Source organism: Streptomyces sp. NPDC041784 (assembly GCF_055591025.1).
Genome location: NZ_JBVJAB010000049.1, coordinates 25,093 through 38,729, shown reverse-complemented (window position 1 = coordinate 38,729; position 13,637 = coordinate 25,093). Strand labels below are relative to the sequence as shown.

Here is a 13,637-nt window from a genome sequence, read left to right as displayed (position 1 = left end):
GCCCGGTTACATTCCGAACCCGGAAGCTAAGCCTTACAGCGCCGATGGTACTGCAGGGGGGACCCTGTGGGAGAGTAGGACACCGCCGAACAATCTTTGGAAGGACCCCTGGTCCCAGCGTTCAGCTGGGACCAGGGGTCCTTTTTGTTTTTTCCGGAGCGCGCGGGGTTCCCGACTGCGCGAGAATGACTGCGGTACCGAAGACAGGAGTCACCATGTCCACCAACTCTCCCGACGATCGACCGGAGCGCGACCAGCGGCGACGGGACAGTGGGGACCGGGGCGACCGCGGCGGCTACCGCGGCGACCGTGACCGCGGCGATCGCGGCGATCGCGGTGGCTTCCGCCGCGACAACGACCGCCGGGACGACAACCGTGGCGGTCATGGCCGGCGTGACGACAGCCGTGGTGGTCACGGCGACCGCGACCGCGGCGGCTCGCGTCCGGCGTTCCAGCGTGACGACCGTGGCCCGCGTCGGGACGACCGGGACCGTGGGCCGCGTCGAGACGACCGCGGTGACCGCCCGGGCTTCCGACGAGACGACAACCGCGGTGGCGGTGGGTACGGCCGCCGAGACGACCGGCGCGAGGGCGATCGAGGCGGTTCCCGTCCGGCGTTCCAGCGTGACGACCGTGGCCCGCGTCGGGACGACCGGGACCGTGGGCCCCGGCGGGACGACCGCGGTGACCGCCCGGGCTTCCGACGCGACGACAACCGCGGTGGGTTCGGCGACCGGGACCGTGGCGGCTACGGCCGCCGTGACGACCGCCGTGACGACCGCCGGGACGACCGGCGCGACGACCGACGAGGTGACGACCGTGGCGGCTTCCGCCGCGACGACCGCCGTGACGACCGCCGTGACGACCGCGGTGACCGCCCGGCCTTCCGCCGTGACGACAACCGTGGCGGCTTCCGGCGCGACGACCGCCGTGACGACCGTGGCGACCGCGGCGGCTTCCGTGGCGACGACCGCGGTGACCGTGGTGGCTTCCGCCGTGACGACAGGCGCGACGACCGTCGGGACGACCGCCGTGACGACCGAGGCGACCGGGGCGGTTTCCGTCGGGACGACCGCCGTGACGATCGACGGGATGACCGCCGCGACGACCGGCGTGGCGACGACCGTGGCGGCTTCCGGCGCGACGACCGCCGTGATGACCGTCGGGACGACCGGCGCGACGACCGGGACCGTGGTGAGCGTGGCGGCTTCCGGCGTGACGACCGGGACCGTGGGCCGCGTCGTGACGACCGCGGTGACCGCCCGGCCTTCCGCCGTGACGACCGTGGCGGCAGGCCCGGTGGGTTCCGGGGACGTGACGACCGGCGTGACGACCGTCGGGACGACCGGCGCGGCGACGACCGTCGTGGCGGCAGCCGCTTCCGTGACGAGCGGGACCGTGACCGTGAGCCGATCAAGCGGCTGCCGATCCCGGAGGACGTCACCGGCGAGGAGATCGACAAGGACGTACGGCAGGAGCTTCAGAGTCTGCCGAAGACGCTCGCCGATGACGTCGCCCGCAACCTCGTGATGGTCGCGCGGCTGATCGACGAGGACCCCGAGGGCGCGTACGGGTACTCCAAGGTGGCGCTGCGGCTGGCGTCGCGGGTCGCCGCGGTGCGTGAGGCGGCCGGGTTCGCGGCGTACGCCACCCAGAAGTACAGCGAGGCGCTCGCCGAGTTCCGGGCCGCGCGGCGGATGACCGGGTCGGTGGAGCTGTGGCCGGTGATGGCCGACTGCGAGCGTGGGCTCGGGCGGCCGGAGAAGGCGCTGGACATGGCCGGTGCCCCCGAGGTCAACAAGCTCGACAAGGCCGGCCAGGTGGAGATGCGGCTCGTCGCTGCCGGGGCCCGGCGTGACATGGACCAGCTCGACGCGGCCATCGTGACGCTCCAGAGCCCCGAGCTGGCGTCGAACTCCGTCCAGCCGTGGACCGCGCGGCTGCGGTACGCCTACGCCGACGCGCTGCTGGCGGCCGGGCGTGAGGCCGAGGCCCGGGAGTGGTTCGCCAAGGCCCTCGAGGCGGACCGGGACGGCACCACGGACGCCTCCGACCGGCTCGCCGAGATGGACGGGGTGGAGTTCGTCGACGCGCTTGACGAGGCCGGCTCCGAGCCCCTCGCGCAGCCCGTCGCGGAGCCCCACTCCGAGGTCGACTCCGAGGTCGACTCCGAGGTCGGCTCCGAGGTCGGCTCCGAGGTCGGCTCCGAGGTCGGCTCCGAGCCCGAGCGGACCGTCGTCGAGCCGGTGAAGGCGGAGGAAGACGATGAGGACGAGGACGAGGAAGACGAGGAAGACGAAGGTGACAAGGACTGACGTCCGTCACCCGTGACACGGAAGGGGCGGGACTCCGGCGGTGGCCGGGGGCCCGCCCCTTCTCGCGTTCACAGGTCCAGTGCGCGCAGGACCAGGCCGGACGCCGGCTTCGGGCCGAACGACGTCGATTTGCGGGGCATCGTGACGCCCTGGCGGGCGAGGTCGCGGACGACCTCCTCGCGGACGGGGTGCAGCAGGACCGCCGTACCGCCGTCGCGTTCCGCCTTTCTGACCGTGGCGGCCGTGTCGTGGATGTAGGCGATGCGGGTCGGGTCGTCCTCCGGGATGTGCCAGACGTGGTCGAGGAGGGCGGCGTGAAGGACCGTGGCGTCCAGAGTGCGCCAGGCCGCGGGGCGGTCCTGGGGGACCGTGCGGGCCAGGAGCGCGGGGTCGGGGCGGTCCAGGAGGTGGAAGGCGCCGTCGCCCGCCAGCAGGAACGCGTTGCCCGCGCAGGCCGCGTCCGCCAGGGCGTCGAGGGCCTGCGGGAGAGGGACCGTCAGGTGCTGGACGTGGAACAGGCCGTCCACGGCGGCCAGGGCGTCGGCGACCGGGAGGCCGTGCAGGAGGCGGTGGATGGCGCGGACGCGCAGCGGGTAGCGGGCGGTGTCGACCAGCAGGACCAGGCCGTGGTCCCAGGGGCTGGGGGAGGGGTGCTCGGCGTGGAGCCGGCGGTAGGTCGCCCAGCGGTGGTGGCCGTCGGCGATGAGGGCCTGGTGGCGGGCGAGGTCCGCCTGGACGCGGGCCGTGTCGGTGGGGTCGGTGACGGCCCACAGACGGTGGCTGTAGCCGTCCTCGGTGGTGGTGCACAGGAGCGGGGGGCGCTCGGCGGTGCGGTCCACGATCTCCGCCGTCGCGCCGTTGCCGCGGTAGGTGAGCAGCAGCGGTTCGAGGTTGGCGTGGGTGGCGCGCATGAGGGCCGCGCGGTCCGCGACGACGTGCGGCATGACGTCCTCGTGGGGCAGGACGATGCCCTCCGCCGGGTCGGAGACGCGCAGGGTGCCGATGATGCCGCGCTGGATCATGCCGTCCGCGTGCCGCTGCTCGTAGATGTACAGGGCGGGCTCGGGGTCGGTGGTGAGGACGCCCTCGGCGAGCCAGCGGCGGAGGGTGTCGGCGGCTTGCTCGTTGCGCGCGGCGGGGGTGGTGGCCTGGGGGAGGATCAGCCGGACGATGTTGTGGGGGTCCGCGTCCTGGAGGTGGTGCAGGCCGTCGGGGCGGACGACGACGTCGTACGGCGGAGAGGTGACGGCGGCAAGGCTGCCGACCCGGTCGGGGTCGTAGCGCAGGCCTCGGAACGGGGTGAGTTCCAGGCCTCGGGGCGCCGTTGCTTCCGAGTGACCTGCTGTGTTCATCCCGGCATCGTACGTGTGTCGGTGGCATGCGGGATGATCGGGGAAAGGCGAGCGAACGAGGAGCGATGTGGAATGAGCCAGAGCGTCAGGACGAGGCCCGAGGGCAGTGGGCAGGCCCTGAGCGAGGCGTACGACACGGCGCTGCTCGATCTGGACGGGGTGGTGTACGCGGGTGGCAACGCGATCGTGCACGCCGTCGAGTCGCTGGCCACGGCGCGGGCGGGCGGGATGCGGCTGGCGTACGTCACCAACAACGCGCTGCGGACGCCGGATGCCGTGGCCGGGCATCTGACGGAGCTGGGGATACCGACGGCGGCCGGTGAGGTCATCACGTCGGCGCAGGCGGTGGCGCGGCTGATCAGCGAGCAGGTGCCGGCGGGGTCGCGGGTGCTGGTGATCGGAGGGGAGGGGCTGCGGGTCGCGTTGCGGGAGCGGGGGCTGGTGCCGGTGGAGTCGGCGGACGACGATCCGGCGGCCGTGGTGCAGGGGTTCGGCGGGCCCGATCTGCCGTGGGGGCGGTTCGCGGAGGCGTCCTACGCCGTGGCGCGCGGGGTGCCGTGGTTCGCGTCCAACACCGATCTGACGATTCCGAGCGGGCGGGGCATCGCGCCGGGGAACGGGGCGGCGGTGGAGGTCGTGCGGATCGCGACCGGGGCCGAGCCGCAGGTCGCGGGGAAGCCGTTGCCTCCGATGCACCGGGAGACGATCCTGCGGACGGGCGCGGAGCGGCCGTTGGTGGTCGGGGACCGGCTGGACACGGACATCGAGGGGGCGTTCAACGGGGAGGTCGACTCGCTGCTGGTGCTCACCGGGGTGACGGACGGCGCGCAGCTGCTGGCCGCGCCGCCGCGGCACCGGCCCACGTTCGTGGACGCCGATCTGCGCGGGCTGCTCATCGGGCAGCCGGAGGTGGCCGCAGCAGGGTCCGGGTTCCGGTGCGGAGGGTGGACGGCGACCGCGGGTGCGGAGCGCCTGGAGCTGGAAGGGGACGGCGACGCGCTGGACGGGCTGCGGGCGTTGTGCGCGGCGGCCTGGACGGCGGCGGGGGAAGGGAGTTGTGCGCTGGACGGCGGCAAGGCGCTGGCGCGGCTGGGGCTGTGAGACGGTCCCCGGTGCGCTGAACCTGTGAACCCCGCCGGGCCCGTGACCAGGCATCGAGCCCGGCGGGGAGGGTAGGCTAACCTAACTGCGTGTTGGTCGACAGTGTTCCCGAACAGCGCGCGGAAGCCGCCCCCGCGCCCCCGAAGCGCCGGGTGATCCGCTCCGCGGGTCTGCTCGTCTCCGTGGCGGTCCTGCTGCTGGTGGCGGTGGCGAGCATCGCCGTCGGCGCCAAGGAGTTGTCCGTGGCGCAGGTCTGGCACGGGCTGTTCGCGGACTCGGGGACGTACGCGGACGTCGTCGTCGACGAGCGGTTGTCGCGGACCGTGCTGGGGCTGCTCGCCGGAGCGGCGCTGGGGCTGTCCGGGTCGGTGCTCCAGGCGCTCACCCGCAACCCGCTGGCCGACCCGGGGTTGTTGGGCCTGAACGCGGGTGCCTCGGCGGCGGTCGTCACGGCCATCACGTACTTCGGTGTGACCAGCCTGAGCGGCTATGTGTGGTTCGCCTTCTTCGGCGCGGCCGCGGTCGGCGCGCTCGTCTGGTTCCTCGGCGGCAGCCGGGGCGCCACCCCGGTGCGGCTCGCGCTGGCCGGTACGGCGATCAGCGCCGCGCTCTACGGCTATCTCCAGGCCGTGATGATCCTGGACGACGCGGCGCTCGCCAGGATGCGGTTCTGGACGGTGGGTTCGTTGTCCTCGGCGACCGACGAGACCATCTGGCAGGTGCTGCCGTTCCTGGTCGTCGGCACGCTGCTCGCGCTGGCCCTCGCCCGGCCGCTGAACGCGGTGGCCATGGGCGACGACACGGCCAAGGCGCTGGGCGCCAACCTCACCCGCACCCGGGCGCTGTCGATGCTCGCCGCCACGGTGCTGTGCGGTGCGGCGACCGCCGCGTGCGGGCCGATCGTGTTCGTCGGGCTGATGGTCCCGCACGTCGTCCGCTCCTTCACCGGCCCCGACCTGCGCTGGATCATGCCGTACGCGGCGATCCTGTCGCCGGTTCTGCTGCTCGGCTCCGATGTGCTCGGCCGGGTCGTCGCCCGCCCGGCGGAGGTCCAGGTCGGCATCATCACCGCGCTCATCGGCGGGCCGGTCTTCATCTTTCTCGTACGACGCCGGAGGACGGCCCAGCTGTGAGGACCGCAAGGGCGAAGAACGCCGTGAAGAGCGTGGCAGGCGGGGGCGGTGTGCGTGCGGTGCGCGGCCCGGGCGGGCTGTCCGTGCGGCTGGACGTGCGGGCGCTGGTCGTCGTCGTGCTGCTGGTGGCGGCCGCGCTCGCCGCGAGCGTAGTGCTGATCGGCACCGGCGACTTCCCGATCTCGTCCGGGGACGTGGTGCGCACGCTGCTCGGCGAGGGCACCGCGGCCCAGGAGTTCATCGTCAACGACCTGCGACTGCCCCGCGTCCTGGTCGGGCTGCTGGTCGGGGCCTCGCTGGGGCTCGGCGGCGCGCTGTTCCAGGCCGTCTCCCGCAATCCGCTGGGCAGTCCGGACGTGCTGGGGCTCGGGCAGGGGGCGACGGCCGGCGCGCTCGTGATGATCGTGCTGTTCTCCGGGAGCGCCGCCCAGGTCACGATCGGCGCGCTGGTCGGCGGGCTGGTGACCGGAGCGCTGATCTACCTGCTGGCCTGGAAGCAGGGAGTGCACGGCTATCGGCTGGTGCTCGTCGGCATCGGCGTCTCGGCCGTGGCCACGGCGGTCAACGGCTATCTGCTCACCAAGGCCGACTTCGTCGACGCGGCCCGTGCGGTCGTGTGGATGACCGGGACGCTCGACGGCCGGGACTGGAAGCAGGTCTGGCCGCTGCTGTGGCTGTGCTGTCTGCTCGTCCCGCTGGTCCTCGCCAACGCGCGGGGCCTTCGGATGATGGAGATGGGCGACGACGTCTCCCATGCCCTCGGGGTGCGCGTGGAGCGCGTACGGATGCTGCTGCTGGTCTGCGCCGTCCTGCTCACGGCCGCCGCCACCGCCGCCGCGGGCCCCGTCAGCTTCGTGGCGCTGACCGCGCCGCAGCTCGCCCGGCGCCTGACCCGCTCGCCGGGCCCCAACCTCGTGCCGTCGCTGTGCATGGGCGCCGCCCTGCTGGTCACCGCCGACTGGGCCGCGCAGCGCCTCTTCGGCGACGGGCAGCTGCCGGTGGGTGTGGTCACCGGTGTGCTGGGCGGCGTCTACCTGTTGTGGCTCCTTGTCACCGAGCGCAAGGCGGGCCGGATATGAGCGGCTCGGCAGACGTGAAGAGCCGCCCGGCGGCAGATCTGAACAACTCGAGGAGCATCGTGAACCGCCTGTCCGCCGAGAACGTCACCCTCGCCTACGACCAGCGGGTCATCGCCGAACAGTTGTCGGTGGAGATACCCGACAACTCCTTCACCGTGATCGTCGGCCCCAACGCGTGCGGCAAGTCGACGCTCCTGCGGGCGCTGTCGCGGATGCTGAAGCCCTCCGAGGGGCGGGTGCTGCTCGACGGGCAGGTGATCCAGTCGATGCCCGCGAAGAAGGTCGCGCGCACGCTCGGGCTGCTGCCGCAGTCGTCCATCGCGCCGGACGGGATCACCGTCGCCGACCTGGTGGGCCGCGGCCGCTACCCGCACCAGGGCATCCTGCGCCAGTGGTCGGCCGAGGACGAGCGGGTCGTGCGGGAGTCCATGGCGCAGACCGGGGTCGCCGAACTCGCCGACCGGTATGTCGACGAGCTGTCCGGCGGCCAGCGGCAGCGGGTGTGGATCGCGATGGCGCTCGCCCAGCAGACCCCGCTGCTGCTGCTCGACGAGCCGACCACCTACCTCGACATCCAGCACCAGATCGATGTTCTCGACCTGTGCGCCGAACTGCACGAGGAGCAGGGCCGCACGCTCGTCGCCGTGCTGCACGACCTCAACCACGCGGCCCGGTACGCCACCCATCTGATCGCGCTGAAGGGCGGCGAGGTCATCGCGCAGGGCGCGCCGAACGACATCGTCACGGCCGAGCTGGTCGAGCGGGTCTTCGGGCTGAGCTGCCAGGTCATCGACGACCCGGAGACGGGGACGCCGCTGGTGGTGCCGGCGGCCCGCAAGGCGCGGGCGCGGGCCGGGCAGGCGGCCGCTACAGAAGCTTCCTGAGCTGGAACAGATCGCGCAGGCCCGCCTCGAGCCGTACCCGGCCCGAACCCCAGGCCTTCGCGAAGTTCAGCTCGCCGTCGACCAGCGCGACCAGGTCGTCGCCGGTCATCGTCAGCCTGATCTCGGCCTTCTGCGGGGGAGGGCCCTGAAGGGTGTCCTGCACCACGATCCGGCCGCCGGTCATCCGGCCGACGAACGTGACGTCCAGGTCGGTGATCCGGCAGCTCACCGAGCGGTCCAGGGACGCGGCCGTGCGGACGTCCCCTTCGGCGTTGCCCATGTTGTCCGAGAGCTTCTCGAGTGCCGCACGGCACTCCTCGATCGTCGCCATCGTGACCGACGGTACCCCAGCGGTTCGGGGTAGCGTCTGGGCATGAGCGACACAGTGCCGGAGACCGTGCCCGAGCCGGAGGCCGCGCCGGTGGAACGGGAGTACGAACCCGCCGCGCCCGCCCCGCTGGCCGTCCCGCGCACCCCCACCGGCCACGCCGAGGTCGACGCCCAGCTGGACCGGCTGGCCGACGCCGACCACCTCGCCACGGACGGACATGTCGAGGTGTACGAGGATGTACACCGGGGGCTGCGCGACGCGCTCACCGCGCTCGACGCCCGCCCGGGACCTACGGCTCCCGCCCGTCACCCGACCACCACCCCTTGACCCGACCACCACCCCTTGATGAGACCCGACCACCACCCCTTGATGAGACCCTTCGGGTCACACCTTTAGATCGTCTTACAAGCCGTAGGAGCTGAACCGAACGTGGCAGGAGTCGCACGTCGTCGTCTGGACGCGGAGCTGGTCCGCCGGAAGCTCGCGCGCTCGCGTGAGCACGCCGGGCAGCTGATCGCCGCCGGGCGGGTCACCGTCGGCAAGACCGTCGCGACCAAGCCGGCCACCCAGGTGGAGACAGCCGCCGCGATCGTCGTCGCCGTCGACGACGACGACCCCGACTACGTCTCCCGGGGCGGGCACAAGCTCGCCGGGGCGCTCGCGGTCTTCGTGCCGCAGGGGCTCCTGGTGGCGGGGCGGCGGGCGCTGGATGCCGGCGCGTCCACCGGCGGGTTCACGGACGTGCTGCTGCGGGCGGGGGCCGCGCACGTCGTCGCCGTGGACGTCGGATACGGACAACTCGCCTGGTCTCTTCAGAGCGATGAACGCGTCACCGTCAAGGACCGTACGAACGTACGCGAGTTGACGCTTGAAGCGATCGATGGGGAGCCTGTGGATCTTGTCGTGGGGGACTTGTCCTTCATTCCGCTCGGGCTGGTGCTGCCGGCCCTGGCGCGGTGCACCGGGCCGGACGCGGATCTGGTGATGATGGTCAAGCCGCAGTTCGAGGTGGGGAAGGAACGGCTCGGCAGCGGGGGCGTCGTACGCAGTCCGCAGCTGCGGGCCGAGGCGGTGCGCGGCGTCGCCGGGAAGGCGTGGGACCTGGGACTCGGGGTGAAGGGTGTCACCGCCAGCCCGCTGCCCGGGCCCTCGGGCAATGTCGAGTACTTTCTGTGGCTCCGGGCCGGGGCGCCTGCCCTCGACCCGACCGACGTTGACCGTGCAGTTGCGGAGGGGCCGCGTTGACACAGAACCGAGCTCGTACTGTTTTCCTGCTCGCCCACACGGGCCGGCCCGCCGCGATCCGCAGCGCGGAACTGGTGGTGAAGGGGTTGCTGCGCGAGGGCATCGGGGTGCGCGTCCTCGAGTACGAGGCCGCCGACCTGCATGTGCCCGACGAGGTGGAGCTGGTCTCCGAGGCCACGCCGCAGTGCCTGGAGGGGTGCGAGCTGCTCATCGTCCTGGGCGGTGACGGCACGCTGCTGCGCGGCGCGGAGTTCGCGCGGGCGTCCGGGGTGCCGATGCTCGGCGTCAACCTGGGCAGTGTCGGGTTCCTCGCCGAGGCCGAGCGGGACGATCTCGACAAGGTCGTCGACCGCGTCGTCTCCAAGGCGTACGAGGTCGAGGAGCGGATGACCGTCGATGTCGTCGTGCACCGCAACGGGGACATCGTGCACACGGACTGGGCGCTGAACGAGGCGGCCGTGCAGAAGGCGGGCGCCGAGAAGCTGCTTGAGGTCGTGCTGGAGATCGACGGCCGGCCGGTGACCGGGTTCGGGTGCGACGGGATCGTCCTGTCGACGCCCACCGGGTCCACCGCCTACGCGTTCTCCGCCGGCGGGCCGGTGGTGTGGCCCGAGGTCGAGGCGCTGCTGATGGTGCCGATCAGCGCGCACGCGCTGTTCGCGAAGCCGCTCGTGACCTCGCCGAACTCGGTGCTCGCCGTGGAGCTGCTGCCCCACATCCCGCCGGGCGTCCTGTGGTGCGACGGGCGGCGGACCTTCGAGCTGCCGCCGGGTGCCCGGGTGGAGGTGCGGCGGGGGGCCGTGCCGGTGCGGTTGGCGCGACTGCATCACGCGTCGTTCACCGACCGGCTGGTGGCGAAGTTCGCGCTGCCCGTTTCGGGGTGGCGAGGGGCTCGGCATTAGGGTCGTCCACTCGCCCGGGTGACAGGGTGCCTCGCACTTCTCCGGTCGGACCTCGTAAGGTCTTCTCCGTGTTGGAGGAGATGCGGATACGGTCGCTCGGAGTCATCGACGACGCTGTCGTCGAACTGTCGCCCGGCTTCACCGCCGTCACCGGTGAGACGGGTGCGGGCAAGACCATGGTGGTCACCAGCCTCGGGCTGCTGCTGGGCGGGCGTGCCGATGCCGCGCTCGTGCGGATCGGCGCCGAGCGGGCGGTCGTGGAGGGACGGATCTCCCTGCCCGCGGGTGCCTCGGTGGTCGTACGGGCAGAGGAGGCCGGGGCCGAGCTGGACGACGGGGCGCTGCTCATCAGCCGTACCGTTTCCGCCGAGGGGCGCTCACGGGCGCACGTCGGCGGACGGAGCGTGCCGGTGGGGGTGCTGGCCGAGCTGGCGGACGAGCTGGTCGCCGTGCACGGGCAGACCGACCAGCAGGGGCTGCTGAAGCTGTCCCGGCAGCGGCAGGCGCTGGACCGGTACGCCGGGGACGCCGTCGCCGTGCCGCTGGCCAAGTACACCGAGGCCTACCGGCGGCTGCGGGCCGTGGCCGTGGAGCTGGACGAGATCGTCACGCGCGCGCGTGAGCGGGCCCAGGAGGCCGACATGCTGCGCTTCGGGCTCGACGAGATCGCGGGCGTCGAGCCGCGCGCCGGGGAGGACACGGAGCTGTCGGAGGAGGCGGAGCGGCTCGGGCACGCGGAGGCGCTGTCCTCGGCCGCCACGGCCGCTCACGCGGCTCTCGCGGGCAATCCCGAGGATCCCGAGGGCATCGACGCGGCGACGCTCGTCGCGGTCGCCCAGCGGGCCCTGGAGGCCGTCAGGTCGCACGATCCGGCGCTGGCCGCGCTCGCCGACCGGATCGGGGAGATCGCGATCCTGCTCGGCGATGTGGCGGGGGAGCTGGCGGGGTACGCCGACGACCTGGACGCCGATCCGCGGCGGCTGGCGGCCGTGGAGGAGCGGCGGGCCGCGCTGACCGGGCTCACCCGGAAGTACGGGCAGGACGTGGACGCCGTCCTGGAGTGGGCCGAGCAGGGCGCCGGGCGCCTCTCCGAGCTGGACGGCGACGACGAGCGGATCGACGAGCTGACCGCCGAGCGGGACGCGCTGCGGACCGAACTGGGCGGTCTCGCGCAGGCGCTGTCGGACGCGCGCACGGAGGCCGCCGAGCGGTTCGCCGCCGCGGTGACCGCCGAGCTGGCGTCGCTGGCGATGCCGCACGCGCGTGTGTCGTTCGCCATCCGGCAGACCGAGGACCCGGAGGGTGTCGAGGTCGGCGGGCGTGCGGTCGGGTACGGGCCGTCGGGTGTCGACGAGGTCGAGCTGCTGCTCGCCCCGCATCCGGGGGCGCCGCCGCGGCCGATCGCCAAGGGCGCGTCCGGCGGTGAGCTGTCGCGCGTGATGCTCGCCGTCGAGGTCGTGTTCGCGGGGACGGACCCGGTGCCGACGTACCTCTTCGACGAGGTCGACGCCGGTGTCGGCGGCAAGGCGGCGGTGGAGATCGGGCGGCGGCTCGCGAAGCTCGCGAAGAGCGCGCAGGTCGTGGTCGTCACCCACCTTCCGCAGGTCGCCGCGTTCGCCGATCGGCAGTTGCTGGTCGAGAAGACCAACGACGGGTCGGTCACCCGGTCCGGTGTGAAGGTCCTGGAGGGCGAGGAGCGGATCCGGGAGCTGTCCCGGATGCTCGCCGGTCAGGAGGACTCGGAGACGGCGCGGGCGCACGCGGAGGAGCTGCTGGCGGCGGCACGGGCGGACGCGTAGCCGCGCGACGACGCATACGACGCTTCCGGTGCGGGGCGGGAGGGGACCCACGGGTTCCGTCCCGCCCCGCTCGCGTTGTCCGTGCGGGTGCGGGTGCGGGTGCGGGTGCGGGTGCGGGTGCGGAGGCAGGTGCAGGTGCAGAGGCTGGTCCGGTAATCGAACGGAACCCCGACTTTCCTCACTCGTGTGGGTGACCTGTGCCGCCGTGTCGCCGGATGCCGGGCCGCTCGGCGGCACGGAACACCCGTGCGTGCTGGCATCCTTGGGCGTAGTTCGTGGAGGAAGCTGAGCGGTCCACCCCTCCGCCCGGTCCTTCGGTACTTTCTTCGTGACCGTCCGACGCCGAACCAGGAGCCCCGGCCACGTGAGCAGCCACTCACCGCACGGCCAGTCGTCGCTGCGCACCGTACAGGTGCTGGGCGGCGGCAACGCCGCCAGCAGCGCGCACGTGCGCTCCCTGGCCGCGGGGCTCGTCGCACGGGGCGTGCGGGTCACGGTGTGCGCCCCATCGGACGCCGATCACACCTACGACTTCACGGGCGCCGGCGCCGAACACGTGCACGTGCCGCGCAGCAGCGACCCCGGGTCCGTGGCGGCGCTGCGAGCGGCCTGCACGGACGCCGACCTGGTCCACGCGCACGGGCTGCACGCCTCCTTCCGGGCCGTCCTCGCGCTCAGCGGGCGCCCCACCCCGCTCATCGTGACCTGGCACAACCGCGCGCACGCCGAAGGCGCCCGGGCGCATCTGCTGCGGCTTCTCGAGCGCAGGGTGGCGAGGGCGGCGGCCGTGGTGCTCGGGACGACCTCCGAACTCGTGGACCGGGCCCGCCGTACCGGCGCCCGGGACGCGCGGCTGGCGGCCGTGGCGCTGCCCGGCCCCCGGGTCACCGAGGGCGGCGAGGACGCCGAGCCGCCGCACCCCAAGGTGCGGGCCGAACTCGGCGCGATCGGCCGCCCGTTGCTCATGGCCGTCGGCTCCCTGGACCGCCACCGCGGCTACGACCTGCTGCTGGACGCCGCCCGCGCCTGGCGTGGCCTCGATCCCGCGCCGCTGGTCGTCGTCGCGGGCGAGGGGCCGCTGCGGCCGGCGCTCCAGGGCCGGATCGAGGACGAGGAACTGCCCGTCCGGCTGATCGGGCGGCGGGACGACGTCGGTGAACTGCTGGCCGCCGCCGATCTCGCGCTGCTGCCCGGCCGCGGGGAGTCCCGGTCGGTCCTGGCGCAGGAGGCGCTCCACGCGCGCGTGCCGCTCGTCGCCGTCCTGGCCGGCGGGATCCGCGAACTCGTCGGCGACGCGGCCGAACTGGTGCCGGCCGACGACGCGGACGCCTTCTCCGACGCCGTCCTCCGGCTGCTCGCCGACCCCGAACGGTGCGAGGCGCTGCGGGACCTGGGCAGCCGGCAGACGGCCACCTGGCCCACCGAGGACGAGACCGTCGCCCAGGTCCTCAGCGTCTACGACGAGTTGACGCAGCCCCGGCCGATGATCTGAGCCG

At 73.2% G+C, this 13,637-nt stretch carries 13 protein-coding genes and 1 rRNA gene; 12 read left to right on the top strand and 2 right to left on the bottom strand.

The window, feature by feature from the left end; genetic code table 11:
- The 3 genes from rrf to ACZ6D7_RS44635 form a co-directional block, all read left to right on the top strand.
- Window positions 1–91 (top strand): 5S ribosomal RNA (gene rrf, locus ACZ6D7_RS44645); the annotation flags it as partial.
- Between the two features lie 218 nt (window positions 92–309).
- Complete coding sequence (locus tag ACZ6D7_RS44640; protein ID WP_469504002.1) at window positions 310–1,530, top strand: hypothetical protein; 1,221 nt, start codon at window positions 310–312, stop codon at window positions 1,528–1,530.
- Window positions 1,422–2,315: a tetratricopeptide repeat protein gene (locus ACZ6D7_RS44635; protein WP_469503999.1), complete on the top strand. Its 894-nt coding sequence runs from the start codon at window positions 1,422–1,424 to the stop codon at window positions 2,313–2,315. Before ACZ6D7_RS44640 ends, ACZ6D7_RS44635 begins: the two co-directional genes overlap by 109 nt.
- Before the next feature lie 68 nt (window positions 2,316–2,383).
- Here ACZ6D7_RS44635 and ACZ6D7_RS44630 read toward each other — a convergent pair whose 3' ends face one another.
- A complete protein-coding gene (locus ACZ6D7_RS44630; RefSeq protein ID WP_469503984.1) occupies window positions 2,384–3,667 on the bottom strand; it encodes a DUF1015 domain-containing protein in 1,284 nt (427 codons plus the stop codon).
- 72 nt (window positions 3,668–3,739) lie between these two features.
- Here ACZ6D7_RS44630 and ACZ6D7_RS44625 point away from each other — a divergent pair, with 72 nt between their 5' ends.
- The 4 genes from ACZ6D7_RS44625 to ACZ6D7_RS44610 all read left to right on the top strand — a co-directional run bounded on the left by ACZ6D7_RS44625 (window position 3,740) and on the right by ACZ6D7_RS44610 (window position 7,864).
- Complete coding sequence (locus tag ACZ6D7_RS44625) at window positions 3,740–4,768, top strand: HAD hydrolase-like protein (protein WP_469503981.1); 1,029 nt, start codon at window positions 3,740–3,742, stop codon at window positions 4,766–4,768.
- A gap of 89 nt (window positions 4,769–4,857) precedes the next feature.
- On the top strand, window positions 4,858–5,901 hold the full coding sequence (locus tag ACZ6D7_RS44620; RefSeq protein ID WP_469503978.1) for a FecCD family ABC transporter permease: 1,044 nt from the start codon (window positions 4,858–4,860) through the stop codon (window positions 5,899–5,901).
- Window positions 5,898–6,980 (top strand): FecCD family ABC transporter permease, encoded by a 1,083-nt coding sequence (locus ACZ6D7_RS44615; RefSeq protein WP_469503975.1) that lies wholly within the window; start codon window positions 5,898–5,900, stop codon window positions 6,978–6,980. The genes ACZ6D7_RS44620 and ACZ6D7_RS44615 overlap by 4 nt, the downstream gene beginning before the upstream one ends.
- Window positions 6,977–7,864: an ABC transporter ATP-binding protein gene (locus tag ACZ6D7_RS44610; protein WP_469503970.1), complete on the top strand. Its 888-nt coding sequence runs from the start codon at window positions 6,977–6,979 to the stop codon at window positions 7,862–7,864. The genes ACZ6D7_RS44615 and ACZ6D7_RS44610 overlap by 4 nt, the downstream gene beginning before the upstream one ends.
- Here ACZ6D7_RS44610 and ACZ6D7_RS44605 read toward each other — a convergent pair.
- Window positions 7,848–8,195 carry an SCP2 sterol-binding domain-containing protein gene (locus ACZ6D7_RS44605; RefSeq protein ID WP_469503969.1) on the bottom strand — a complete coding sequence of 116 codons (348 nt, stop codon included), beginning with the start codon at window positions 8,193–8,195 and terminating at the stop codon, window positions 7,848–7,850. The two genes, ACZ6D7_RS44610 and ACZ6D7_RS44605, sit on opposite strands and share 17 nt — an antisense overlap.
- A gap of 42 nt (window positions 8,196–8,237) precedes the next feature.
- On the opposite strand from ACZ6D7_RS44605, the gene ACZ6D7_RS44600 reads away from it, so the two are divergent.
- From ACZ6D7_RS44600 to ACZ6D7_RS44580, 5 genes are all read left to right on the top strand, one after another.
- Complete coding sequence (locus ACZ6D7_RS44600) at window positions 8,238–8,522, top strand: hypothetical protein (protein WP_469503967.1); 285 nt, start codon at window positions 8,238–8,240, stop codon at window positions 8,520–8,522.
- A gap of 102 nt (window positions 8,523–8,624) precedes the next feature.
- Window positions 8,625–9,440: a TlyA family RNA methyltransferase gene (locus ACZ6D7_RS44595; protein WP_469503964.1), complete on the top strand. Its 816-nt coding sequence runs from the start codon at window positions 8,625–8,627 to the stop codon at window positions 9,438–9,440.
- Window positions 9,437–10,342, top strand: a complete 906-nt coding sequence (locus tag ACZ6D7_RS44590) for an NAD kinase (protein WP_469503962.1) — start codon at window positions 9,437–9,439, stop codon at window positions 10,340–10,342. Before ACZ6D7_RS44595 ends, ACZ6D7_RS44590 begins: the two co-directional genes overlap by 4 nt.
- 80 nt (window positions 10,343–10,422) lie before the next feature.
- Window positions 10,423–12,141, top strand: a complete 1,719-nt coding sequence (recN, locus tag ACZ6D7_RS44585) for a DNA repair protein RecN (RefSeq protein WP_469503997.1) — start codon at window positions 10,423–10,425, stop codon at window positions 12,139–12,141.
- 364 nt (window positions 12,142–12,505) lie between these two features.
- On the top strand, window positions 12,506–13,633 hold the full coding sequence (locus ACZ6D7_RS44580) for a glycosyltransferase family 4 protein (RefSeq protein WP_469503960.1): 1,128 nt from the start codon (window positions 12,506–12,508) through the stop codon (window positions 13,631–13,633).
- Window positions 13,634–13,637 lie beyond the last annotated feature (4 nt).